This is a genomic window from Xanthomonas sp. GPE 39, from assembly GCF_000963005.1.
In the GTDB taxonomy this organism is placed as follows: domain Bacteria; phylum Pseudomonadota; class Gammaproteobacteria; order Xanthomonadales; family Xanthomonadaceae; genus Xanthomonas_A.
In genome coordinates, this window is record NZ_JZHZ01000007.1 from 1,483,661 (window position 1) to 1,504,749 (window position 21,089).

Annotated in this window: 21 protein-coding genes; all 21 read right to left on the reverse strand. The window is 63.7% G+C overall.

Annotation, left to right across the window (positions count from 1 at the left end):
* Nucleotide 1 precedes the first annotated feature (1 nt).
* The 21 genes from fliO to XALGPE39_RS06265 all read right to left on the reverse strand — a co-directional run bounded on the left by fliO (nucleotide 2) and on the right by XALGPE39_RS06265 (nucleotide 21,075).
* On the reverse strand, nucleotides 2–418 hold the full coding sequence (fliO, locus tag XALGPE39_RS06165) for a flagellar biosynthetic protein FliO (RefSeq protein WP_045727424.1): 417 nt from the start codon (nucleotides 416–418) through the stop codon (nucleotides 2–4).
* Entirely contained in the window at nucleotides 415–753 is a 339-nt protein-coding gene (gene fliN, locus XALGPE39_RS06170; protein WP_045727425.1) for a flagellar motor switch protein FliN, read from the reverse strand. The genes fliO and fliN overlap by 4 nt, the downstream gene beginning before the upstream one ends.
* Nucleotides 750–1,763 carry a flagellar motor switch protein FliM gene (fliM, locus tag XALGPE39_RS06175; RefSeq protein ID WP_152624838.1) on the reverse strand — a complete coding sequence of 338 codons (1,014 nt, stop codon included), beginning with the start codon at nucleotides 1,761–1,763 and terminating at the stop codon, nucleotides 750–752. Before fliM ends, fliN begins: the two co-directional genes overlap by 4 nt.
* Before the next feature lie 9 nt (nucleotides 1,764–1,772).
* Entirely contained in the window at nucleotides 1,773–2,294 is a 522-nt protein-coding gene (locus XALGPE39_RS06180) for a flagellar basal body-associated FliL family protein (RefSeq protein WP_045727427.1), read from the reverse strand.
* A gap of 190 nt (nucleotides 2,295–2,484) precedes the next feature.
* Nucleotides 2,485–3,867: a flagellar hook-length control protein FliK gene (locus XALGPE39_RS06185; protein WP_052690021.1), complete on the reverse strand. Its 1,383-nt coding sequence runs from the start codon at nucleotides 3,865–3,867 to the stop codon at nucleotides 2,485–2,487.
* Nucleotides 3,864–4,331, reverse strand: a complete 468-nt coding sequence (gene fliJ, locus XALGPE39_RS06190; RefSeq protein ID WP_045727428.1) for a flagellar export protein FliJ — start codon at nucleotides 4,329–4,331, stop codon at nucleotides 3,864–3,866. The genes XALGPE39_RS06185 and fliJ overlap by 4 nt, the downstream gene beginning before the upstream one ends.
* Nucleotides 4,332–4,334: 3 nt before the next feature.
* On the reverse strand, nucleotides 4,335–5,711 hold the full coding sequence (locus tag XALGPE39_RS06195) for a FliI/YscN family ATPase (protein WP_045727429.1): 1,377 nt from the start codon (nucleotides 5,709–5,711) through the stop codon (nucleotides 4,335–4,337).
* Complete coding sequence (locus tag XALGPE39_RS06200; RefSeq protein WP_045727430.1) at nucleotides 5,708–6,325, reverse strand: FliH/SctL family protein; 618 nt, start codon at nucleotides 6,323–6,325, stop codon at nucleotides 5,708–5,710. Before XALGPE39_RS06200 ends, XALGPE39_RS06195 begins: the two co-directional genes overlap by 4 nt.
* Nucleotides 6,322–7,311, reverse strand: a complete 990-nt coding sequence (fliG, locus tag XALGPE39_RS06205; protein ID WP_045727431.1) for a flagellar motor switch protein FliG — start codon at nucleotides 7,309–7,311, stop codon at nucleotides 6,322–6,324. Before fliG ends, XALGPE39_RS06200 begins: the two co-directional genes overlap by 4 nt.
* A gap of 10 nt (nucleotides 7,312–7,321) precedes the next feature.
* Nucleotides 7,322–9,034 carry a flagellar basal-body MS-ring/collar protein FliF gene (fliF, locus tag XALGPE39_RS06210; RefSeq protein ID WP_045727432.1) on the reverse strand — a complete coding sequence of 571 codons (1,713 nt, stop codon included), beginning with the start codon at nucleotides 9,032–9,034 and terminating at the stop codon, nucleotides 7,322–7,324.
* An 11-nt stretch (nucleotides 9,035–9,045) separates the two neighbouring features.
* Nucleotides 9,046–9,408 carry a flagellar hook-basal body complex protein FliE gene (fliE, locus tag XALGPE39_RS06215; RefSeq protein ID WP_045727433.1) on the reverse strand — a complete coding sequence of 121 codons (363 nt, stop codon included), beginning with the start codon at nucleotides 9,406–9,408 and terminating at the stop codon, nucleotides 9,046–9,048.
* A 241-nt stretch (nucleotides 9,409–9,649) separates the two neighbouring features.
* Nucleotides 9,650–13,144, reverse strand: a complete 3,495-nt coding sequence (locus XALGPE39_RS06220; RefSeq protein WP_045727434.1) for a glycosyltransferase — start codon at nucleotides 13,142–13,144, stop codon at nucleotides 9,650–9,652.
* A gap of 226 nt (nucleotides 13,145–13,370) precedes the next feature.
* Nucleotides 13,371–14,504 (reverse strand): FkbM family methyltransferase, encoded by a 1,134-nt coding sequence (locus XALGPE39_RS06225; protein ID WP_045727435.1) that lies wholly within the window; start codon nucleotides 14,502–14,504, stop codon nucleotides 13,371–13,373.
* A gap of 171 nt (nucleotides 14,505–14,675) precedes the next feature.
* The gene (locus tag XALGPE39_RS06230; protein ID WP_045727436.1) at nucleotides 14,676–15,293 is read right to left on the reverse strand and encodes an acetyltransferase; all 618 of its coding nucleotides are present in this window, start codon (nucleotides 15,291–15,293) and stop codon (nucleotides 14,676–14,678) included.
* Nucleotides 15,290–16,429 (reverse strand): aromatic ring-hydroxylating dioxygenase subunit alpha, encoded by a 1,140-nt coding sequence (locus tag XALGPE39_RS06235; RefSeq protein WP_045727437.1) that lies wholly within the window; start codon nucleotides 16,427–16,429, stop codon nucleotides 15,290–15,292. Before XALGPE39_RS06235 ends, XALGPE39_RS06230 begins: the two co-directional genes overlap by 4 nt.
* 24 nt (nucleotides 16,430–16,453) lie before the next feature.
* Complete coding sequence (locus tag XALGPE39_RS06240; RefSeq protein WP_045727438.1) at nucleotides 16,454–17,101, reverse strand: NeuD/PglB/VioB family sugar acetyltransferase; 648 nt, start codon at nucleotides 17,099–17,101, stop codon at nucleotides 16,454–16,456.
* Nucleotides 17,098–17,859: an SDR family oxidoreductase gene (locus XALGPE39_RS06245; protein WP_045729013.1), complete on the reverse strand. Its 762-nt coding sequence runs from the start codon at nucleotides 17,857–17,859 to the stop codon at nucleotides 17,098–17,100. The genes XALGPE39_RS06240 and XALGPE39_RS06245 overlap by 4 nt, the downstream gene beginning before the upstream one ends.
* A 14-nt stretch (nucleotides 17,860–17,873) precedes the next feature.
* Nucleotides 17,874–18,635, reverse strand: coding sequence for an SDR family oxidoreductase (locus tag XALGPE39_RS06250; RefSeq protein ID WP_045727439.1), 762 nt, complete (start codon nucleotides 18,633–18,635; stop codon nucleotides 17,874–17,876).
* Nucleotides 18,636–18,637: 2 nt separating this feature from the next.
* Nucleotides 18,638–19,678 (reverse strand): ketoacyl-ACP synthase III, encoded by a 1,041-nt coding sequence (locus XALGPE39_RS06255; RefSeq protein ID WP_045727440.1) that lies wholly within the window; start codon nucleotides 19,676–19,678, stop codon nucleotides 18,638–18,640.
* A gap of 3 nt (nucleotides 19,679–19,681) precedes the next feature.
* Nucleotides 19,682–19,906, reverse strand: a complete 225-nt coding sequence (locus XALGPE39_RS06260; protein WP_045727441.1) for an acyl carrier protein — start codon at nucleotides 19,904–19,906, stop codon at nucleotides 19,682–19,684.
* Entirely contained in the window at nucleotides 19,903–21,075 is a 1,173-nt protein-coding gene (locus XALGPE39_RS06265; protein ID WP_045727442.1) for a DegT/DnrJ/EryC1/StrS family aminotransferase, read from the reverse strand. Before XALGPE39_RS06265 ends, XALGPE39_RS06260 begins: the two co-directional genes overlap by 4 nt.
* Nucleotides 21,076–21,089 lie beyond the last annotated feature (14 nt).

Here is a 21,089-nt window from a genome sequence, read left to right on the forward strand (position 1 = left end):
ATTATTTTTCCTTGCGCAGCTTCTGCGCCAGCAACTGGGCGAAATCGGGAAGTTGCTTGAGTTGCTTGAGGTTGGGGAGCGATGGTGCCGATGCCTGCGGTAGCGGCTCGGGCAGGCGATGCAAGGTACTGACTCCACCAGGCGAGACCCCGAGCAGCAGTTGCTCGCCGTTGACATCGATCACCACCACGCGCTCCTTGGCTCCGACCGCCAGGCTGGCGACGACGCGCAAGCCATCGGTTGGACGGAAGCCGCTGCCGGGCAAGCGCTTGAGTACCCATGCCATCGCCAGAATCAGGCCCAGCACGAGTAGCAGGGCGAATACCGCGCCGAGCAGGCTGGGCGGTGACGGCGCGGCGCTGCCGATTGCCGAGCTGCTCTTGGCTGCCTGCGTGGCGACCGCAAGCAATGTGCTCACCGCAGTCTCCGGATGCGTTCGCTGGGGCTGACCACATCGGTCAAACGCACGCCGAAGCGATCGTTGATCGTCACCACTTCGCCGTGCGCGATCAGGGTGCCGTTGACGTACACGTCCAGCGGTTCCCCGGCGCCGCGTTCCAGTTCCACCACCGAGCCCTGGTTGAGTTGCAGCAGGTTGCGGATCGGGATGCGGCTGCGACCGACTTCCAGCGACAGGGTGATCGGCACGTCCAGGATCACGTCCAGATTCAGGTCGTTGGTCTCCGCCACGGTCTCCTGCTGGAGGTTGTCGAACTGGGCCGGTTCGGCCTGGTTAGTCTCGTTCTCACTCATGGTGCGTCTTCCTGGAAAGCAGGGCGGCGGCGCAGTGCGCCGGGGGGATGGGTGGCGGTGATCTTGACCGCATTTTGACCTTGGGAGACGCCAAATTCCCCGGTGAACACCGGGATGTTCTCTACGCACAGCGGTACTTGCTTGGGTAAGTCGATCGGCAGGATGTCGCCGATTCTCAGCCGGGTCAGGTCGCGCAAGCTCATTTCCTTCTGTGCCAGCACACTGGAAATGGTGACTTCCGATCCGTACAACTGCTCGCGCAGCATGATGTTCCAGCTTTCGTCGCGGTCCACGCGGTCACTCTGGATACCGGCGTCGAGCAGTTCACGGATGGGTTCCAGCATCGAATACGGCAGGGTCACGTGTATTTCCCCGCCGCCGCCTTCCAGTTCGACGTGGAAGCGGCTGACCACCACGTACTCGCGTGGGGTGACGATGTTCGCGAAGTGCGGGTTGACCTCGGAGTTGAGGTATTCGAACTCCACGTTCATCACTGGTGCCCAGGCTTCGTGCAGGTCGGCGAAGGTTTGCTTGAGCATCAGTTGGATCACCCGCATCTCGGTCGGGGTGAACTCGCGGCCTTCGATGCGGGTGGGGTAGCGGCCATCGCCACCGAAGAAGTTGTCGACCACGGTGAACACCAGGGTCGGTTCGAACACGATCAAGCCGGTACCGCGTAGCGGTTTGAATTTAATCAGGTTCAGGTTGCTGGGCACGTACAGCGAATGCATGTAGTCGTTGAACTTGATCAGATCGATGCCGCGCACCGATAGGTCAGCCGAGCGCCTGATCAGGTTGAACAAGCCAATCCGGCACAGCCGTGCGAAACGCTCGTTGACCATCTCCAGCGTGGGCATGCGCCCACGGATGATCCGATCCTGACTGGAGAAGTCGTACTGGCGAGCTTCTCCAGGTTCCGTAGGCGCAGGCTCGGTATCCACCACGCCGGCATCGACCCCATGCAACAGGGCATCGATTTCATCTTGAGAAAGCAGGTCGCTCATGGTGATGGCGCCTTATTACTGAGTCACGAAGCTGGTGAAAAGCAATTCTTCCACGCATTTCTTGCCGGTCTCGCCGGTCATCAGTTTCTGCGCGTCGGCAAGTGCGTTTTCTTGTAGCTTTTTCCGTCCGGCGATATCGGTGATTTCCTGTGCCTTGACCTGCGAAAACAACATCAGCAGGTGCGCGCGGATTGCCGGTGCATTTTCTGTGATCAGTTTCAGTTCTTCCGGGTCACGGGTCATCAGTTGCACTTCCAGTTGCAGGTAGTGCGGGCCGTCTTCGGGCGCCCCGTTGAGATTGACCACGAATGCCGGTTCCATCGCGAAGTATTGTGCTGGCTTGGGGACCTCGGCGGGCTTGGCCTCTGCTTTCTTGTGGCCTGTTTCCGGCTTCTTATTCAGGAAGAAAAATGCGCCAGCGCCACCGCCGCCGAGCAACAGCACCGCCGCGATGACGATGATCAGCAGTTTCTTCTTCGACTTGCCGCCCTCGGGGGCGTCCTTGGCGTCTTTACTCGATTTGTCGGGGGCTGACACGGATCGTTCCTAAAAGAGAGGCTCTCTGTGTGGATGCAATCGGTGTGCCGAAATGATGCCTGCAAAACGCCGGACATTTGACGGATGATCTTCCCCCGCGCGTCATCTGGGAAAGCTTGAGTTCTATGGGGTTCAAGCTTTCCCGTGCGATGCCTCGCCCTGTTCAGTGCGACCGCGTGGGCCGTGCTGATTATGCGTAGGCGTCCAACAGGCCACGTTGGCGCAGCAGCATCGTCGGAATTTCGACGTTGCCGATCCGCTCTTCGGCCACTTCGCCGCTACCGTTGGCATACTGCTGCGGCATGCTCTGCGTTCCGGCCTGTTGCTGTTGTGGCTGCTGGCCAACATCGGCCTGGCCGAGCTGGAATCCGTGTTGACCCAGCATCTCGCGTAGCCGTGGCAGGCTGTTTTCCACTGCCTGGCGGACGTTGGCTTGAGCACTGGTGAAGCTGGCGTTGACCTGGTCGCCGGCCAAGTGCAAACGCACCTCGATCGGACCGAGTTCGGCTGGATTGAGTTTGATGTGTGCATGGCCGATTGTCTGGTCGGCCAACCAACTGATGCGTGCCCCCAGTTCTTCGTCGAAGTGCATGCTGTGCAGGTTGGGGGTCGGGGTTGGCGAGCCAGTGAACGGCGTGGCCGCGTCGATCACCCTTGCTGGGGTTTGGATCCCAGTGGATGCGAGCAGATTGATCGGTGTGCTATCGCCGGGGGCGACGTTGCTGCTCTCGGTATGCTTGTCCTCGATCACCGCGGTGATCGCTGCCAAATTCGCCATTGGGCTCGCGCTTTCGCTGCCCGTCGTCTTGGCGTTGCTGGCGACTTCGGCCAGCATTGCGCCGAAGCTATTGGCGGTGCTGCCCCCAGCATTGGCGGTTGCGCTGGTCGCCGAGGTGGTCGTGGGATCGGTGCCGCTCGCGGTCGTTGCAGCCGTTGCGATGGCGCCCATGGCCTGGGATACGCCAGCAGCTAAGGTGTCGCCGCCGAGTAGGGCGCCGATTTCCTTGGTGGCGGTTCCGGCCACGCCGATCGCCAGTCCGGCGGCAGCGCCTAGAGGAGTGGTATTGGCGGCAGGCAGTACGGCTGCACCAATCGTCGGCAACAGGCCCAAGCCGATCCCGGCCAGGCCAGCCGGCGGCCAGGTGCTATCGTCCTTCTTTTCGTCGCCCAGCTTGGCTGCCGTCTTGCCCTTGGTTGGTGCTTTGACATCGACGCTGCTTTTGTCGCTTTCCTGTGCAACCTTGTCACCTGCCTGTGCGCTGGGTGCCGGATCGTTGCTGTGGTCGTCGCTCGTTGCAGGGCGTTTGCCGGCGTCGGCTTGGCTTGGCGCCGACGATGGTGCTTTTTTGGCCTGCTCCGTGGTCTGCTCGCTGTTCTGCTTCGTGGTCTGTTGTGTGGTCTGTTGTGTGGTCGGCCGTGTTGTTGGCGTGGATGCGTCACGCGGCGTGTCGCCACTGAGCAGCTTGTCAAAATCCTTGTCGCCGCTGCCGTCGTTGCTTTGCGTCTCGCTGCCGGTATTGCCGAGTTGACTGGAACGGCTGCTGCCGCCCAGCGCAGAAAGTGCGTTGTTCATTGTCCGTCTCCGTTGCTGTGCTCGTGCTGCGCTGTCGCTGCGGCAATGCGCACGCGACGCGCGCCCAGGTCGTCCATTTCGCGCTGGCTGCGACGGTCATCGACTTTGCGTTCCTGCGCGTGATAACTGGCGGCGAGCTGCTCCAGCACTTGTTTGTCGCGGCTGGCCAGCAGCAGCCGGCTACGTTCTATTTCCACTTTCTCGCGGTTGCGGTCCACGGTCTGGCACTGCTGTTGTACGGCACTTTCCAAACGGTCCAAGAATGCACGGCGGTTGGCTAGCTGTGCCAGGTTGGTGGCCGACATATGACTGTTGGCATATTCCTCGGCATAGCGGCGCAATTCCTCCAGTCGCGATTCGTGGGTCGCCAGTACGCGCTGGCGTTCGGCCAAATCGCGCGCCACCTCGTCCTGGTGTTGCTGGGCGCGGTGGAGCAAGGGGGCGAGACGCTTTGACTGCATCATGGGTTAGTTCTCACGTTCAACCAGCCGCTTCAGTGCGTCTTGGCTATGGGGAAGGTCTGCAGCTCTGGCGACGTCTTGCCCGAGGAACTCCATGATCTCCGGCCAGCGTTCCAGTGCTTCGTCCACGGCTGCGTCGTTGCCGCGCTGGTAGGCGCCGATGGTGATCAGGTCGCGGTTGGACGAATACGCCGAAACCAGCCGCTTGAGTGCGCGGATGCGCAACCGCCATGGTTCGTCGGCAATGTCCTGGACCACGCGGCTGACCGAGGATTCGATGTCGATGGCCGGATACAGGCCGCTATCGGCGACGCGTCGGGAGAGCAGAATGTGGCCGTCGAGAATGGCGCGGGCGGCGTCGGCGATCGGGTCCTGCGGGTCGTCGCCTTCGGTCAGCACGGTGTAGAAGGCGGTGATCGAGCCACGGCCCTTGGCGCCATTGCCGGCGCGTTCGACCAGGGCCGGTAGCTTGGCGAAGACCGAGGGCGGATAGCCGCGCGTGGTCGGCGGCTCGCCGACCGATAGGCCGATTTCGCGTTGCGCCTGGGCGAAGCGGGTGAGCGAATCCATCAGCAGCAGGACGTTCAGCCCTTGGTCGCGGAACCATTCGGCGATGGCGGTGGCGCGGTAAGCGCCATGCAGGCGCGCCAGCGGTGGCCGGTCCGCCGGTGCGGCGACGACCACGGCGCGACGCAGGCCTTCCTCGCCGAGGGTGGTTTCGACAAAATCGCGCACTTCGCGGCCACGTTCGCCGATCAGCCCGACGACGATGATGTCGGCAGCGGTATAGCGGGTCATCATGCCGAGCAGCGTGGACTTGCCGACGCCGGAGCCGGCAAACAGGCCGACACGCTGGCCGCGGCCGATGGGCAACAGGGCGTTGATCGCGCGCACGCCCACGTCCAGCGGGGTAGTGATCGGTTCGCGGGCCAGTGGGTTGATCGACACGCCCGCCATTCCCACGGAGCCTTCGGCGCGGATCGGACCCTTGCCGTCCAGCGGCAAGCCGTCGGAGTCGATGACCCGGCCGAGCAGGCCTTCGCCGACTTCCACGCCGCCACGGCGATGCAGTGGCACCACCCGTGCGTTGGGCAACAGGCCATGGGTTTCGGCGCTGGGCATCAGGGAGGTGCGGTCGCCGGAGAAGCCGACCACTTCGGCATCGACCCAGCCGCCATCGACCTCGACCCTGCAGATCGCGCCCATCGGCGCTTCGCAGCCAACCGCTTCCAGCGTCAGGCCCACTGCGCGGCGCAGGATGCCCTCGCGGATCAGCCCACGACCGTTGGCCGGGTCCAGGTCGAGATTGCCCAGGCGTGTGGCGACACGCAGGTTGCGTGCTTCCAGCCAGTCGCCCGGATGCGTGCCGAATAGCGCGCTCACAGTCCGGCTCCGGACTTGCGCATGATCGTTTCCAGCGCCGCGCGCAGACGCGCATCGAGAGTGCCGTCAATCCGCACCGACTCGGCGTGTACGCGCAGATCGCCGCGGCTCAGGCTTAGGTCGGGCACCAGCCGGATACCGGCGTCCATTAAGGTCAGCAGCGGGGTCAGCGCGGCGATGTCGTCCGGATGCAGGCGCACCTCGACGTCACGGTGCGTGCCGCCGACCGCGTCCAGTGCTTCGCCGACCAGTTCCGAGAGCAATCCCGGGTCGGTCTGGTAGGCGCGGCCGACCAGGCTGCCGGCAATCCGCACCGCCAGTTCGCCGAGTGCCCCGACGACCTCGTTTTCCAGCCGCGCCAGTGGACGCGAGAAATTATCCAGAATGCCTTCGATCTGTGCGGTGAGGCGGCGGATTTCCGATTGTCCCTGCGCCAGACCTTCGGCGTGGCCGCGCTCGAAACCTTCGTGTTGGGCGGCCGCCTCGATTGCCTGGATTTCTTCCAGGCTCGGCGGTCGCAGCACCGGCACCTCTGGCAGTGTCTCTTCCAATACCGCAGGCGGCGCAGGGGCATCCAGTTCCGGTGCCAGCCAGCGCACGACGTTGTTGTTCATACCATGGCCTCCGCACCGCTGCCGCCGAGGGCGATCACACCCTCATCGGCCAGGCGCCGCACGATGGCAAGAATTTCCTTCTGCGCCGCTTCCACGTCGGACAGACGCACCGGGCCGCGTGCTTCCATGTCTTCCAGCAGGATTTCGGCGGCACGCTGGGACATGTTCTTGGTGATTTTTTCGCGCACCTTGATGTCGGCACCGCGCAGGGCCAGGCCGAGGCGGTCGCCGCTGACCTCGCGCAACATGGTCTGTAGTGCGCGGTCTTCCAGTTCGACCAGGTTGTCGAACACGAACATCAGATCCTGGATGCGGCTGCCCAGGTCGGCGTCGATCTTGCTGATCGCCGCCAGTACGCCTTGGTCCGAGCCGCTTTCCATGAAGTTGAGGATATTTGCAGCGACTTTGACGCCGCCGACGTTGGACGATTTCAAGTTCTGGTTGCCGGAGAACTGCCGCTCCATGATCTCGTTGAGTTCGTTGAGCGCATTCGGCGGAATCCCATCGAGGGTCGCGATGCGCATCAGCACATCGGCGCGGGTGCGTTCGGGGAGTAACTTCAGCGCCTCTGCGGCCTGATCGCTATCCAGATGCGCCATCACGATGGAAATGATCTGTGGGTGTTCGTTGCGCACCAAGTCGGCGACCGCGCGTGGGTCCATCCACTTCAGCGTGTCCAGACCTGTGGTGTTACGCCCGAGCAGGATGCGATCGATCAGGCTGCCGGCCTTGTCGGCGCCTAATGCCTGCACCAGCACGTTGCGGATGTAGTCGTCGGCACCCACGCCCAGTGATGTTTTGCTGCCGAGTTCGGCGTTGAATTCCTCCATCACCTTCTCGACCTGATCGCGCGAGATGCCGGTCAAGGTGGCCATGGCGATGCCGATCTTCTGCACCTCTTTGGGGTCCATGTGCTTGAGCACTTCTGCCGCATCGGCCTCGCCGAGCGATAGCAGCAGTATTGCGGCGCGCTGGGTGCCATTCATTGGGCTCGCATCAGGCTTCACTGGCCACCCATCCCTTTACGACTTGCGCCACGCGCTTGGAATCCTGTTTGACCGCTTCGCGTGCCAGACGCAGACGTTCTTCGTAAGCGTCGGGCAGGGCGATGGCGGGATTAGCGCCGCCGGCGATGCTGGCGGTGTCTTCGCCCAGCGACTGCAGCAGCGGGTTGTTGCCGTCTTCCAACATCGACAACTTGGCGTCCTGCGGCGTTGCCTTGTCCTTGCCGCCGGCCTCGGGGGCTGGACCGGCGATCTGGCGCAACGCCGGACGCAGCACGCCGAACAGTAGCGCCAGCACCACGGCGGCGCCGACCAGCAGACGCAATCCATTCATCACCCGCGGATCCTGCCACCAACTCGGCTTGTCTGTTGCCTCCGGGGCCTCGTGCACGAACGGGGCGTTCATCACCGAGACCGTGTCACCACGCTCGGCGTTGAAGCCGACCGCCTGCTTGACCAAGCCTTCGATACGGGTCAGTTCGGCGGCGCTGAGCGCCTGTTCGACCATCTTGCCCTTGGGACCCGGGCGCGGCACATTGTCCACCAGTACCGCGACCGACACCCGCTTGATCCGGCCTGCGGGTTGCCGCGTATGTTGCAGGGTGCGGTCCAGCTCGTAATTGCGGGTCGCGCTCTTGGAGCTCTCGGTCGGGTTGGCGGCCTGCTGGTTCGCCGCTGCCGCGGCAGCCGGGGTGCCGGCGGCTGCGGCGGCGGGCTGAGCTTGCGCGCCGGTACCGGGCGAATTACTGGTCGCGCCGGGGACGCCTTGCGGACCGCCCTTGCTGGTGTTGCTGTCGCTGACCTGTTCGCTGCGCAGCTTCGGCGGATCGCCGTTGTACAGCTCTCGCGCTTCTTCGGTCACGGAGAAGTCCATGTCCACGCTGACTTCCGGATTGACTCGGCCGGGGCCGGTCATCGGTTCCAGTAATTCGCGAATGCGTTGGTTGAAGGAGCTTTCCTGGCGACGGATCTGATCGAACTGGGCGGCGTTGAGTGCTGCGTCGCTGTTAGGATCGGCGATGGTCAGCATGCGTCCACTCTGGTCGACCACCGTCACCCGGCTCGGCGAGAGATCCGGAATGCTGGAGGCCACCATGTTGACGATCGCATCGACCTGGTTACGTTCCAGGGTATTACCGCCACGCAGTTCCAGCACCACCGAGGCACTAGCGGCTTCGCGCTGACGGGTGAACGCGCTCGGCTTGGGGATGGCCAGGTGTACCCGTGCTTCGCGCACCGGGCGAAGGCTGGCGATGGTCCGTGACAGCTCGGTCTCCAACGCGTGCTGGTAGCGCGCGTTCTCCACGAATTGGCTGACCCCGAAGCCCGGGTCTTTTTCCATCACTTCAAAGCCCATGTTGCCGCTTTTGTCGGTCAGGCCGGAGCCGGCCAGCTTCAGTCGGGCGTCGTAGAGCTTTTCCTGCGGCACGGTGATCGCGCCGGTCGTGGGGTCGAGCTTGAATGGGATCTGCGCAGTGCGTAGCAGGTCGGTGGCCTCGGCTGTGCCTTTCTCGTCCAGGCCGGTGTACAGCGGGGTGTAGTCCGGTTTTTGCGACCAGAAGAATACGAACAGACCGGCAGCCACGGCCACCGCGATCATCGCCATCAAGCCGATGCGTCGGGTGATCTGCAGGCTTTGCAGGCGATCGAACCAAGCGCCTGCTTTTTCGCTGTTGATTGTTTCTTTGCTGAGCGCAAGCGCCATCGTCTTCTACCTTACAGCGGCATGTTCATCACGTCCTGGTACGCCTGGACGAGTCGGTTGCGGACTTCCACGGTGGCGCGGAACGCCACCTGGGACTGCTGTGCGGCCAGCATGACTTTGGCCAGACCCGCGTTGGGGTCGCCTAATTCAAATGCCTTGGCAAGATTGCTGGAGTTCTGCTGAGTCTCGTTGACGCTACTGATCGCGCTGCGCAGGGTCTCGCTGAAGCTCGGACCCTGGACGCCCTGGTTCCCAGTCAGGCCTTCGATCGCATTGCTGCGCGCCGTATCGCCCACCCGCGCCGGGGCTGCCTGAGCGACTTGGCCCTGGTAGCTGCGGATTTGCGAAAGAATGGAGCTGATGGAGTCGCTCATACCTGAAAGTCCATGCCGGAAGGCGGCTTATCCACCAATGCAAACAACGTGCCGAAACTGCGGGCAAGGTCGCCTGTCGGAAGTGATATGTGCCGCGTCGACTTCCTGACGCAGTTACATGTGCTGCCAACGCCCGACATGCCAGGCGATTGACGGCCCGGCGGTTGACGCTGCCGTCGGCGGACGTGGCGACAGCGTTGGATTTCACTGGTGAACGGGGGCGGCAGTGGGGTGCTAGGGCTCAGTTCGGCAGCCAGGCCGCGCGCCATTCGTCCAGGTTGGTGCCTTGTAGCATCCAGTCGCGTTGTACCGCAGCGTGCAGTGTGGTGCCTGTCGCGGCCCGCGCATCGGCATCGGCAAGGTGCGCGCGGATTGCCGTGATCCAATCGCGGAAACGATTCTTCACCAAGGTCACGGGGAGTCCGCCGTCCCGGTAGGGCGGCAGGTCGCTGGCTACCACCGGGTAGCGGCAAGCGCCATATTCGAGCAGGCGCAGGTTGCTTTTGCAGCGGTTGAACAGGTTGTCTTCCAGCGGCGCCAGGGCAAGGTCCAGGCCGAGCGCGGCCAGGGCCTGCGGATAGCGCGCGAAGTCCACGCCAGCGTGTACCTCGGCCACATGCGGCCGCAGCCGCTCCGGGCACATGCCCATGAAGACCCAATGCACTTCGCCGGCCAATGCCTTGACCACGTCGGCGATCAGTTCGAGATCGCCGGTATGGCTGGCGCCACCGGCCCAGCCGACCCGTGGCTTGTCCGAGGGCATGCGGGCTCGTGCGTTCAGTCCGCCCCACATGTGCGGGTCCAGGCGATTGCGCACCACGCGGATGTCCGCGTGCAGGCCGGCCAGGGCATCGGCGAGGGTCGGCGTGGACACCACCACGCGGTCCACCAAGTTGGCGGCGCGGCGCAACGAATGCAGCACATCTTTGGGCATCTGTGCGCGGTGCGCGCTTTTCAATGGCAGGTTGGGGAGGTAGTCGTCCAGCTCGTAGACTTTGAATGCGCTGGAGAGGCGGCGCAGGCGTTCCATTTGCGCCAGTTCCGCTTCACCCACCCGGCGCTGCACGATCATTGCGTCGACGCCAATGCGTTCGCTCTCCACTGGGTCGAGCAGCCGTGCGTAGTAAACGCCATCGATCTGTCCTGTGGAGGCCAGCGCCTGGAACGGTTGGATCACGCGGTAATGACCACTGCCGAACGCATCGCCGGGATACGCCAGCACCCGTTGCAGGGGCTTCCACGACAGTGGTTGCCAGGAAAAATCGGATTCGCCCAATTTGAAGCCGCCAGTTTGGTCCAGGCTCAGGCTGGGCGAATGGGCGGGGTCGTGCGCCATTGCCGGCAGCCAGCGCTGTAACAGGGCGTCGGTGGCGGCGTCCGCGCGTGTTGCAGCGGCGGGTTGCAGCAGCAGCGCGTCGGGAGTCCACAGTGTCCATTGGCCCTGCGCCGCGGCACGCAGGCACAGATCCACATCGGCACCGCCTGCGCCGAACGCGGCGGCGTCGAAGCCCGATAACTGCTCAAACAGTGTGCGCCGGACCAATAGGCAACGGTCGGAGACGGCGCTGTAACGATGCGTCACCTGCAGCCGCCCCATATAGCCAGGCTGCGCCATCGCTTCGCCAGCGAAGGCATGGCCGGCGTCGCGCAGCAGGCCCGGCAATAGCCCAGCGTGGGTGATCGCGCCATCGCTGGAAACGCCCTTGGCGCCGACGATGCCGACTTCCGGACGCTGTGCGTGGTTCATCAGTGCGTGCAGCCAACTGCCCTGGAGCAGATTGCTGTCGGCGTCCAGGAACAACAGGTACTCGCCCTGGGCTTGCGTCGCCGCCAGATTGCGCGCCTCGGCCTGGCTGACACGCTGTTCCAGCGCGAACACGCGGATGCGGCCGTTGCCTAATTCGGCCACGGCTTGCATCCATTGGGTCACGGCGGGTGCGATGCTGACATTGTCGACCAGCAGCAGTTCGTAGGCCGGATAGGTGGTGTGTTCGAGCAGGCTGACCACCACGCTTTGCAGTGCCGGTAGATTGTCCTGTCCCAGCAGGATGATCGAGACCAAGGCATGTTGGGTGTGGCCGTAGTCGATCCGCCACAGTCCGCCCGGCAGCGCATCGACCCTGCCGTCGGTATAGCCGCGTGCCTGCAAGTGCGCCAAGATCGCCCGTTGGCGTGCCTCAGCGCCGTTATCGGCCACAGCCGGCGTGGCGATCAGTAGCGGTTCGGGCAGATGCGCGATGCTGGCGCCGGCATCGCGCAGGAACAGGCGCAGGATCAATTCCAGTTCGCTGGCACCATCGTAGTTGGGATCGAAACCGCCCAGTTCGCGGACCAGAGCGAGGCGGAAGATCCAATGGCCCGCAGTGGCGAGCGGGTTGCCCAGCAACAGGTCCAGGTCTGGATCCGGGCGCAGCACCGGCGCCAGGGTGTGTGCGTCCAACGCCAGCCATTCGTCCGCATACAGCGCGCTGCACTGCGGATGCTGGGCCAGTTCCAGCAGCAGGCGCAGCAGGCCTCCGGCGCAGAAGCGGGTCCCGGCCGTCACCCGCAGGCACCAGTCGCTTGTCTCGGCTGCCTCCACTGCGGCGTTCATCGCGGTGGCATCGGCGTTGGCCGCCAGTGGCGCTAGTGATTGCACTCTCGGGTCCGACCATGGCGTGGTGGCGCCCTCGCTGAGGACGAGCACGCGCAGATGCACGAACGCGGCCCCTTCCAGCAGCAGGCTGTGCAGCGTCGTCTCCACGGCGGCGATGTCGGCTGTGCGCGCATCGATCAGCACCGTCAGCCGCGCCGGGCCGCCCAGTGCGGCCATGCGTGCGTCGATGAGCGTGCGTTGGACGGGCGTCGTTTGCCGGCGCGCTTGCCAGTCGCCTAAGGCAGCTTGTATGCGTTGACGTGCATAGGCGGCTTGGATGGCCTGTATCAGGTCCACCGGTGTGGTGCTGCCGCCGGCCAAGGGCGTCACTCCGACCAGGCGCGCGTCGCCATCCCCGCGATACCAGCCCATGGCGCGCACGCCGCGGCGGAAATCGTCGTGGCCTTGATCGCCGATCCCGGGTTGGTCGCGGCCTGTCTGACTGTATTGTTCCTGCGACACGCGAAAGCGGGTCAGCGGTCTTGCCAGCAGGGCCAGATCGCCGCGATGCAGGAGCTTGGCGTACATCGACAGGTCGCCGACCCAATGCGTCACCCGGCCATCCAGCGACATCAACTGATCGCCGAACTCCAGCAAATCGTTGCGCCGGCACAGCACACAACTGGGCTCGCCGATGAAGTTGATGGTGTGGTCGGCGAGGAAGGACAGCAGTTGTGGGCCATCCAGCCGCACATCCTCGGCGAATGGGAAAGCGGTGGCGGGGATGTCTTCCAGCGGCGCATCGTCGCTGCCGATACGCTGGCGTCGCGACGAGGCCAGCACCACGTCGGGGTGGCTTTGCATGGCGGCGACCAGCGCCGTGATGCAGTCCGCTTCCAGCACATCGTCGTCGTGCAGGAATTTCAGGTACTCGCCCTCGGCCAGCGCGATACCGCGCACGGTGCTGCCCAATTCGCCGTAGCGGCTGGGGTTGCGGTGGTAGCGGATCGGCAGGCGTGCGTCGATGCGACGGCGCTCCACGATGGCCTGGATCATGCCATCGGGATTGTCGTCGCAGATCACCAACTCCAGCGCCGGGTAGGTCTGCGCGAGTACGCTGTCGAGCGTCTGCTCGAAGTAGCGGGCCTTGTAGGCCGGCATGACCACACTGACCAGGGGGAGGGGACTCATGAATGCTGGGCCGTCTCAAAGCAAATGGCGTGGAGCGCATCGCGCCCGATCCATGCTTGATGCAACATGTATGCCGGTCTCGGTATGCCCTTGCGTCGGTGACATGTCGCTGACCAAGCGAGTTGATGTCTAGCGTGCTGGATCTGCGAACGGCGCGCGGTTTTTGATCCAGGTCATACGCAAACGCTTCTTGCCGTTATTCCACGTAGAGGACGGTATCGAAGAAGTACATCGCATACTGGCGTAGACGCAATTGCGCATCCGGCAGTATTTGATCGAGGACGGCGACGATCTCCAGCAGGTCCAGTGCGTTGTGGTAGCAGGTGATGGCCATGCGCGGGCGGCAGCGCTGGATCAGCCCGGCGGCGCCGCGCAACACCTGCGGCTCGAATCCCTCCACATCCATTTTCATAATCGTGACGTGCTCGATCAGCTCGTCCAGGCGTACGCTTGGGACCATGACCGTGCCGTTGGCATCGAGCCGGCTGCCCATGGTGCCTTCGGCATGGAAGGCCAGGGTTCCGGCGACATCGGAGACCGCGGCATTGTGCAGCAGCGTGCGCCCGGCATCGTCGGCGAGGTCGCGTTGCAGCGCGGCGAAGTTGGCCGGGTCCGGCTCGAACGCGTGGATCGAGGCGTAGCGATAGCGCGAGGCGGCGCGGAATTTCTTCACGGTGTCGCCACGGTAGGCACCGATGTCCACGTAGTGCTCGTCGGTACCGATTCGCAGCGGATGTGCGTTGGTGGAGTAAACGGAGAAGTATTCCTGCTCCATCGGGCACAGTACGTCCAGTAACGGCCGCCGGTCGCCATTCATGCGCATTTGCAGCACGGCATCGAGTGTGCGCATGCTCAGGGGATCGGCGAAGCGTTCGCGTAGCGCGGCGAATTGCGCGCTGTGCGCCAGCGTCTGTTCGCGAGTCAAACGACCAGTTTGATACACCAGTGGGATGTCCAGGGCGTAAAACAGCTCCGGAAGATCGATGCGGCGTCCGCTGCCTGCATCTTGTAGTTGCGCAAAATGCAGCCATGCTGTTGGCATGAATGCGCAGTTGATGGTGGGCAGCGCCATCAGTTCCGGGTCGTTCCGGAACGCATTGGTAGGCCGTATATCGCTGAAACCCATGTCGGCGGTATGACCCGCATACAGCACATCGTCCAGGGCAATGATCCTGATGCCAGGAGCGCGCTCCACCAGCGCAGTGGCTGCGTGCGTTGCATAAATCCTACCGAGAGTGGAACTGGGCGCCATGAAGATTGCGCTGCCCGCGTCGGCGCAGTGTGCAATCAGGTCTGTTTCGTCGCGAGGCGTGCTTGAGGTGTCGTTCATGGGTGCACTCCTGAGATGGGTGTTATTGGAGATTTCCGCGATGATCGTCAGTGCAGAGACCAAGGTGGTCTGGTGCAGCTTCGCTGTGTCTGTTTTTCCTGATTAGATGTCGCCGCTAGGTCGTGCTGTTTGACTGTTCAAGGCCATTGACCCGACTTGGCGGAGGCGGCGTCAGCACAGAATCCGTGCTCCGTTTGGCATCAGTGCATCGTAAAAACAACGATCGGGTAATACATCCGGCAGCATCCCAGGCAACAGCCATTCGCAGTGCCGGCCGATTTTGCTGCCGCTGCGGGTCATGCTGGCGCTGCCCAGGGTGCTGCCTTGGCCGATCTGGGTGCCGCGTCCAAGATGGACGCCGGCATGCAGGGTGGCGCAGGCGCCGATTCGGACATCCTGTTCGACAATCACCTGCCGTTCCAGCCAGACGCCTGCGCCGAGACTGCTTCCCGCCGCGAGATTGCAGCCAGGCCCCACGTACACATTGCCCATCAGCCGCACGTCAGCATCGAGATGCGCCTGCGGCCAGACCAGATCGATGCTGCGGTAGCCGGCCAGTCGCACGTCAGCCAGTAGCTTGTGCCGCGACTGATTGACCGCGCGTTCGTCGAGTGCGATGAACACGTCGGTCTCCGTCGCGGCATGGCTGGCGTGCAGTTCGCCCAGGTCGAAGTTGTAGCGGTCAGGTGAGTGCAGCACGAGGCTGACATGGACCAAGCCGCACGCTTGCGCGGTGCGTCGTGCCTGCTCCAGCGCGTCGCCTTCGCCGAGCAGCAGCAACGTTTTCATGCCGGTTGCTCCAGCACGTTGGTGCGGTACCACACGTGCTGGCGGACCAGTTCGGTTTCGTAGTCGCCGTGCATGCTGTGTGGGGAATGGGGCCCGAGGTGTGCTTGCAGGCGTTCTAACACTGCGGTGTCCTCAGCGATGACTTGATGTTCGATGCGGATCAGCGTGCGCAGCAGCGCAGTGAAATCGGTACGCTCGCTCTTGCGGCGTGCGGTTGCTACCCACAGATGGTAGTCGCTCTCATGGGGCGAGACCGGGTCGTACTGCTGTAGCACGAAGGAGTCACCGCGCACGCTGTAGAAGTTGACGTTCGGATAGACGAACCAGTTGTAGAACGCCGAATCCTCGCCATAGCGCTCGCACAGTGGGCGGTACCAGTTGTCGTGGTCAGCCATCTCGGCCTTGGCTGGGAAGCTCAGCGCATCGAGGGCAGGGGCGTGGCCTGCTTGCAGCAATTGCTCGACCACGGACGGCACATCAGCCGGTCTTTCAACCTGGGCGGATGACTTGGGAGTCGCTGTCATCAGCGGATTGAAGGTCTTTGGATGGATGAACGGTAGATGGTTGTAGTCCTTGACGTTCTCCATATTGAGCTTCCAGTTGTAGCGCACGCGATGGCAGCTATAAATGATCTGCGAATCCAGGTGCGAGGATGCGACGCGCAGGTTTTCCAGGAACTCGGGAGTAAATTGCTCCTCCAGCGGCAACGGTTGCTCTGCCAGGTTCACGAACAGCAACTCGCCGACCTGCCGCAGGTGCAGCTTTTTCAGGCAGATGCCGGCTTTTTCTTCCGCGCTGAACTGGTACAGGCCGGAATTGGGCAGCCCACGTAGCTCGCCCTCGGCCCCGAACGACCAGGCATGGTACGGGCACACCAAGGGGCGTTTGCCGTGGGGTTCGCTCTGGATCGCCGATTGCCGGTGCGGGCATTGGTTGAGGAAGGCGCGGATACCGGCGTCGGTGCGTTGCACCAGCACCGGCACACCCGCGACCTGACGGGCGAAGAATTGGTTGCGCTCGCGCACCAGCGAGGCGAAGCCGACGAAGATCCATAGCCGACCGAACAGCCGTTGTTGCTCCAGGCGCAAGGTGTCCGGGCTGGTGTAGTGCGTGGCGTCGAGTGCGTGACGGGACATGCGCGAGGATCCTGTTCGCCAGTATCAACGTTGGAAGATGATGCGCGCGGGATTGCCGGCTACGGTCACCTGTGGCGGGACATCCTTCACCACTACGCTGCCAGCGCCGATCACCGCGCCATCGCCGACCGTGATCCCGGGGATCAGGGTGGAATGCGGGTGGATGACCACGTCGCTGCCGATGCTGACGCCGCCACCGACGAACACGAAGTTGCCGATCTGCACGTAGTCGCCGATGCGCACGTCGTGGCCGATGATGGTGGTGGACAGGATGGTGACGAATTCGCCGATGCGGCTGTCCGCGCCGATCGATACGCCGACCTCGAACAGGCTGCCGCGCCCGATCGGGGTGGCCGAGGCCTCGCGCAGGCGCGGGCGCAGCACCATGAAATCCGCGCCGCGCGCCAGCAGGGCCTGGCTGTAGCGGCGGCGCGCGGTTGGGTCGCCGAGCGCGCAGACGAACAGGTCGCCGGGGACGGGCGCGTAGCTGTCCGGGTCGCCGACGATCGGCCAGGGGCTGGTCGCTGCCAAGGCGCTGCGGCTATCGAGGAAACCTTTTATGTCCCAGTCCCGCCCGTAACCGGGGTCGTCATGGCGGGCCATCGCCGCGATGCCGCGACCGAAGCCACCGGCGCCGATGATCAGCACGTGTTGAGGAGGGGCGTTATTCATGCGAATTCCACGCCCCCGTCCATGCTGAAAGCCTGCCCGGTCACTTTGCTGCTGGCGTCGGAGAGGAAGTACAGGCAGGCCAGGGCGACGTCGTCGGGCTCGCCGATGCCGAGTGGATAGCGCTTGCGGCTTTCCTCGAACCATGCCTTGTCCTCGTTGATCAACGAGGTCTCGACCAGGCCCGGACACAGCGCATTCGCACGGATCTTGCGTCGCGCCAGTTCTAGCGCCAGCGGCCGCAACATGCCGATCAGCGCGGCCTTGGAACCAGCATAGGGTCCGACGCCGACAGTGCCGGTGAGCGCGGCAATGGACGAGAGAAAAACGATGGAACCACCGGGGCGCAGCGACTGGCGCGCGAGCAGATGTCGGGTGAGCATCGTCGGCGCGATGTAGTTGATCGTCATCACCTCGGTGAGGAAGCTCTCGCTCACCAGTTTCATCGGCGACAGGCCGCGGATGCCGGCGCTATGCACCACACCGTCGAGCGGGCCGCTTTCGGCCGCCAGACGTTGCACTGTGGCCGCATCGCTCAGGTCGCCAGCGAAGAGGCGGTGGTCTTGGCCGGGTAATGCGTCCAAGACGGCTTGCAGCCGGGCTGTATCGCGCCCAGCGATGAGCAGATGTGCGCCGGCGTTGGCACATGCCCTGGCAACGGCTTCGCCGATGCCCTTGGACGCGCCAGTGACCAGCACGGTCTTGCCGTGTACGCCGTACAGATCACGCAGCAGTACGGATGTCGCATCCGCAACGGACATGGGGTTCTCCAAAGTCATAAGCGGATTGGCAGGGAGATCCCGCCGTCGATGGTCAAGGTGCTGCGGGTGATCCAGCGGCTGGCGTCGGACAGCAGGTAGACGGCGCCATTGGCGATATCGTTCGGGTCGATCCGTCCCAACGGAGTCAGCCCGATCTTGTCGTCCATGTCGGCGGTGCTGCCCAACCTGCTCAGCATCGGCGTGTCCACGTAGCCTGGGGCGATGCAGTTGGCGCGAATGCGATGTCTGGCGTTTTCCAGCGCCAACGAGCGCACCGCGGCTTCCAGCGCCGCTTTGGATGCGCCGTAACCTGCGCTGGCCTGTGGTGCCGCGCGTGCGGTCAAGGCGGACACGTACACCAGCGACGCGCCTTCGTGCAAGCGGCGTTTGGCCAGCAATTGCTGGGTCAGCAGGATCGGCGCCAGATAGTTCACTGCCAGCATCTGTTGCAGGTGTTTTTCCGCCGCCATCCGGAACGGCACCAGCGCGGCGATGCCGGCGCAGGAGGCGAGGCCGTGGTAATGCGTTGCGGCGTCCAGCAACCGGGTGCGAGTGGCGTCCTCGGTCAGGTCACCGGCGACTGTGCGATGGTCGCCACCGTGCAGGGTGGAAGCCACCGCGTGCAGCCGTGCCTCGTCGCGTCCATTCAGTACCAGCGTCGCTCCCAGCCTTGCACATAGCGTGGCGACGGCGGCACCGATGCCGGAGGAGGCGCCGGTCACCAGGATGGTCTTGCCCTGGAGTGCGAAGGCGTCTGTGCTTGCGACAGGCGCCATCGTCACGACTCGATCAAATCGGGAAACACGGCGCCCTCGATGTCCACCAGGCAGGTGCCCCACGATAGGCCGATGCCGAAGCCGCATAGCAGCACGCGCTTGCGCCCGGATTCCAGTTGCTTGTTGATCCGGGCGGTCATCGTGACCGGAAGCGAAGCGCCACTGGTGTTGCCGAAGTCGTGCAGGGTGGAGGGGACTTTGTCCGCCGGCAGACCGAGCTTCTTGCGAATGGTCTCGTTGATTATCCGGTTGGCCTGGTGAAACACGAAGTAGTCGATCTGATCCTTGGACACGCCGCTGTAGTCGAGCAGCTTCTGCACCGCCGGCGGCACCCGTTGGGTGGAAAAACTCAGGACCGCCACGCCGTCCAGTTGCAGGTCCACGCCACGGTGCCAGTAGTCGTTCTCGTCGGCACGGTAGGGCATCAGATGCTGTATCCCGACCGGTTCGCGATGTCCGCCGACCGGCAGGATGATCGCGCGGTAGCCGCTACCGTCGCTGTTGAGATCGAAGTGCATGGGCGGTGCATCGGCACTGAATTCCAGTGCGGTCGCGGTGCCGGAATCGGAAAAGATCGGATCGTCGAAGGTGGCGCTGCGGTCGCCGACCAGCAGCAGGCCCTTCTTGACTCCACCGGAGGCGATCATCGAACCCAGTAGATTGATGCCGAACGGATATGCCGAGCAGCCCAGGTTGACGTCGAACGCGACCGTCGCATGCGATAGACCGAGGCGGTCTTGCAGGATGATCGCGGTCGCCGGAACCGGATAGTCCGGCGACTGCGTGACCACGATCAGCGCATCGATTTCCTCGCGCTGCCACTGCAGTTGTTCCAGCAGCACCTGTGTCGCATCGAATGCCAAGTCGGAAAAGCACTGCCAATCGGCGGCCATGCGCCGGGTTTCGATGCCGATGTTGCGCACCAGCCGCTCGCGCTCGGAGCGGATCTGCGGCCGGCAATCGGTCAGGTTGGAGACGATGCGCTTCGGGACGCAGGTCGCCATGCCGGCAAAGCGCACATTGTGCAGCGTGGAAGTCGGCATGGACTATGCCTCGGTCAGCTGATAGAGGTCGCCTATGGTGATGGCCGCAGTCAGGTGCTCGCCGGTGATGGTCTTGCCGTATTCCATATCGAACATCACGATGACCCCCAAGGCCGCCAGCGAATCCCATTCGGGCAACGCGCGCAACACGGTTTCCAAGCTGACCTCAACTGGATTCTGGAAATCCGTCGCCGACAGGAAGTTTTCGATAAATGTTGCTTGGCTCATGCTATTTCCACGGGATGTGCGAAGGAGGAAGGGGTGCAATTGGAGGTGGTTGACGCGGATGCGCTGTCGCCCGCTGTGGCGATCAGATCGGAGATCGCATCGACCTGTTCCTGAGTCAGACCGGGATAGATCGGCAGGCACAACACGCGTTCGGACATCTGCCGGGCAACAGGCAGTCCGGCCGGGTCTGCGGAGGGCAGGTCACGGTACATGGGGAAATCGCTGATCAGCGGGTAGAAGTAGCGCCGCGCCAGAATGTCGTGGCTGCGCATCAAGCGATGCAGGGTGTCGCGATTCAATGGGAACGCTTCATCGACGAGAATCGGGAACGATGCGTAATTGGCCAGCCCTGGCGCGCGCGGTGGCAGGCAGCGCACTCCAGGCACCTGCGCCAGCCGTCGCCGGTAATGCGCATCGATCGCGCCGCGCTGCGCCAGCGCGGCGTCGATGTGCTGCAGTTGCAGCAGTCCGAATGCGGCGTTGATTTCGCTCATCTTGCCGTTGATGCCGGTGGCGACCACGGTAGTCTCATCGACGAAACCGAAGTTCTTGAGCCGGCTGATGCGCTGGTAGGTTTTCGCATCCGGGCACACGATGGCGCCGCCTTCGAAGGTGTTGAATACCTTGGTGGCATGGAAGCTGAGCACGCTCAGGTCGCCGTGACGCAGCAACGAGCCTCCCGCGTCCTTGACCCCGAACGCATGCGCCGCGTCGTAGATAATCTTGAGGTTGTAGGTGTCGGCGATGCGCTCGATCGCGGCGGTGTCGCAGGGCGTGCCGTAGCAATGCACCGGCATGATCGCCGTGGTCTGCGGGGTGATCGCCGCCTCGATCTTGAGCGGATCCAGGTTCATCGTCAGCGGGTCGATGTCCACGAACACCGGTTTGATCCCTCTCCACAATAGGGCATGTGCGGTGGCGACGAACGAGTAGGGTGTGGTGATGACCTCTCCGGTGATGCGTAACGCCTGCAGCGCGGTGAGCAAGGCGAGTGTGCCGTTGGTCAGCAGCGCTAGATGGCTGACACCCAGGTAATCCGCCAGCGCCTTTTCCAGTGCCTGGTGCATGTCGCCTCCGTTGGTCAGGATGCGACTGCGCCAAATCTTTTCCAGATACGGGACGAACTCTTCCAGGGGCGGCAGCAGCGGACTGGTGACGGGGATGGGCATAGTGGCCTGCCTGG

Excerpts from the sequence above, each read along its gene's own strand:
- XALGPE39_RS06185 (WP_052690021.1), bottom strand. The coding sequence starts at position 3,867 with ATGAACAACGCACTTTCTGCGCTGGGCGGCAGCAGCCGTTCCAGTCAA.
- XALGPE39_RS06200 (WP_045727430.1), bottom strand. The coding sequence starts at position 6,325 with ATGAACAACAACGTCGTGCGCTGGCTGGCACCGGAACTGGATGCCCCT.
- XALGPE39_RS06225 (WP_045727435.1), bottom strand. The coding sequence starts at position 14,504 with ATGAACGACACCTCAAGCACGCCTCGCGACGAAACAGACCTGATTGCA.
- fliN (WP_045727425.1), bottom strand. The coding sequence starts at position 753 with ATGAGTGAGAACGAGACTAACCAGGCCGAACCGGCCCAGTTCGACAAC.
- fliG (WP_045727431.1), bottom strand. The coding sequence starts at position 7,311 with ATGAATGGCACCCAGCGCGCCGCAATACTGCTGCTATCGCTCGGCGAG.
- fliJ (WP_045727428.1), bottom strand. The coding sequence starts at position 4,331 with ATGATGCAGTCAAAGCGTCTCGCCCCCTTGCTCCACCGCGCCCAGCAA.
- XALGPE39_RS06265 (WP_045727442.1), bottom strand. The coding sequence starts at position 21,075 with ATGCCCATCCCCGTCACCAGTCCGCTGCTGCCGCCCCTGGAAGAGTTC.
- XALGPE39_RS06260 (WP_045727441.1), bottom strand. The coding sequence starts at position 19,906 with ATGAGCCAAGCAACATTTATCGAAAACTTCCTGTCGGCGACGGATTTC.
- fliF (WP_045727432.1), bottom strand. The coding sequence starts at position 9,034 with ATGGCGCTTGCGCTCAGCAAAGAAACAATCAACAGCGAAAAAGCAGGC.
- XALGPE39_RS06235 (WP_045727437.1), bottom strand. The coding sequence starts at position 16,429 with ATGTCCCGTCACGCACTCGACGCCACGCACTACACCAGCCCGGACACC.
- XALGPE39_RS06220 (WP_045727434.1), bottom strand. The coding sequence starts at position 13,144 with ATGCCGGCCTACAAGGCCCGCTACTTCGAGCAGACGCTCGACAGCGTA.
- XALGPE39_RS06250 (WP_045727439.1), bottom strand. The coding sequence starts at position 18,635 with ATGGCGCCTGTCGCAAGCACAGACGCCTTCGCACTCCAGGGCAAGACC.
- XALGPE39_RS06255 (WP_045727440.1), bottom strand. The coding sequence starts at position 19,678 with ATGCCGACTTCCACGCTGCACAATGTGCGCTTTGCCGGCATGGCGACC.
- XALGPE39_RS06230 (WP_045727436.1), bottom strand. The coding sequence starts at position 15,293 with ATGAAAACGTTGCTGCTGCTCGGCGAAGGCGACGCGCTGGAGCAGGCA.
- fliE (WP_045727433.1), bottom strand. The coding sequence starts at position 9,408 with ATGAGCGACTCCATCAGCTCCATTCTTTCGCAAATCCGCAGCTACCAG.
- XALGPE39_RS06245 (WP_045729013.1), bottom strand. The coding sequence starts at position 17,859 with ATGTCCGTTGCGGATGCGACATCCGTACTGCTGCGTGATCTGTACGGC.
- XALGPE39_RS06240 (WP_045727438.1), bottom strand. The coding sequence starts at position 17,101 with ATGAATAACGCCCCTCCTCAACACGTGCTGATCATCGGCGCCGGTGGC.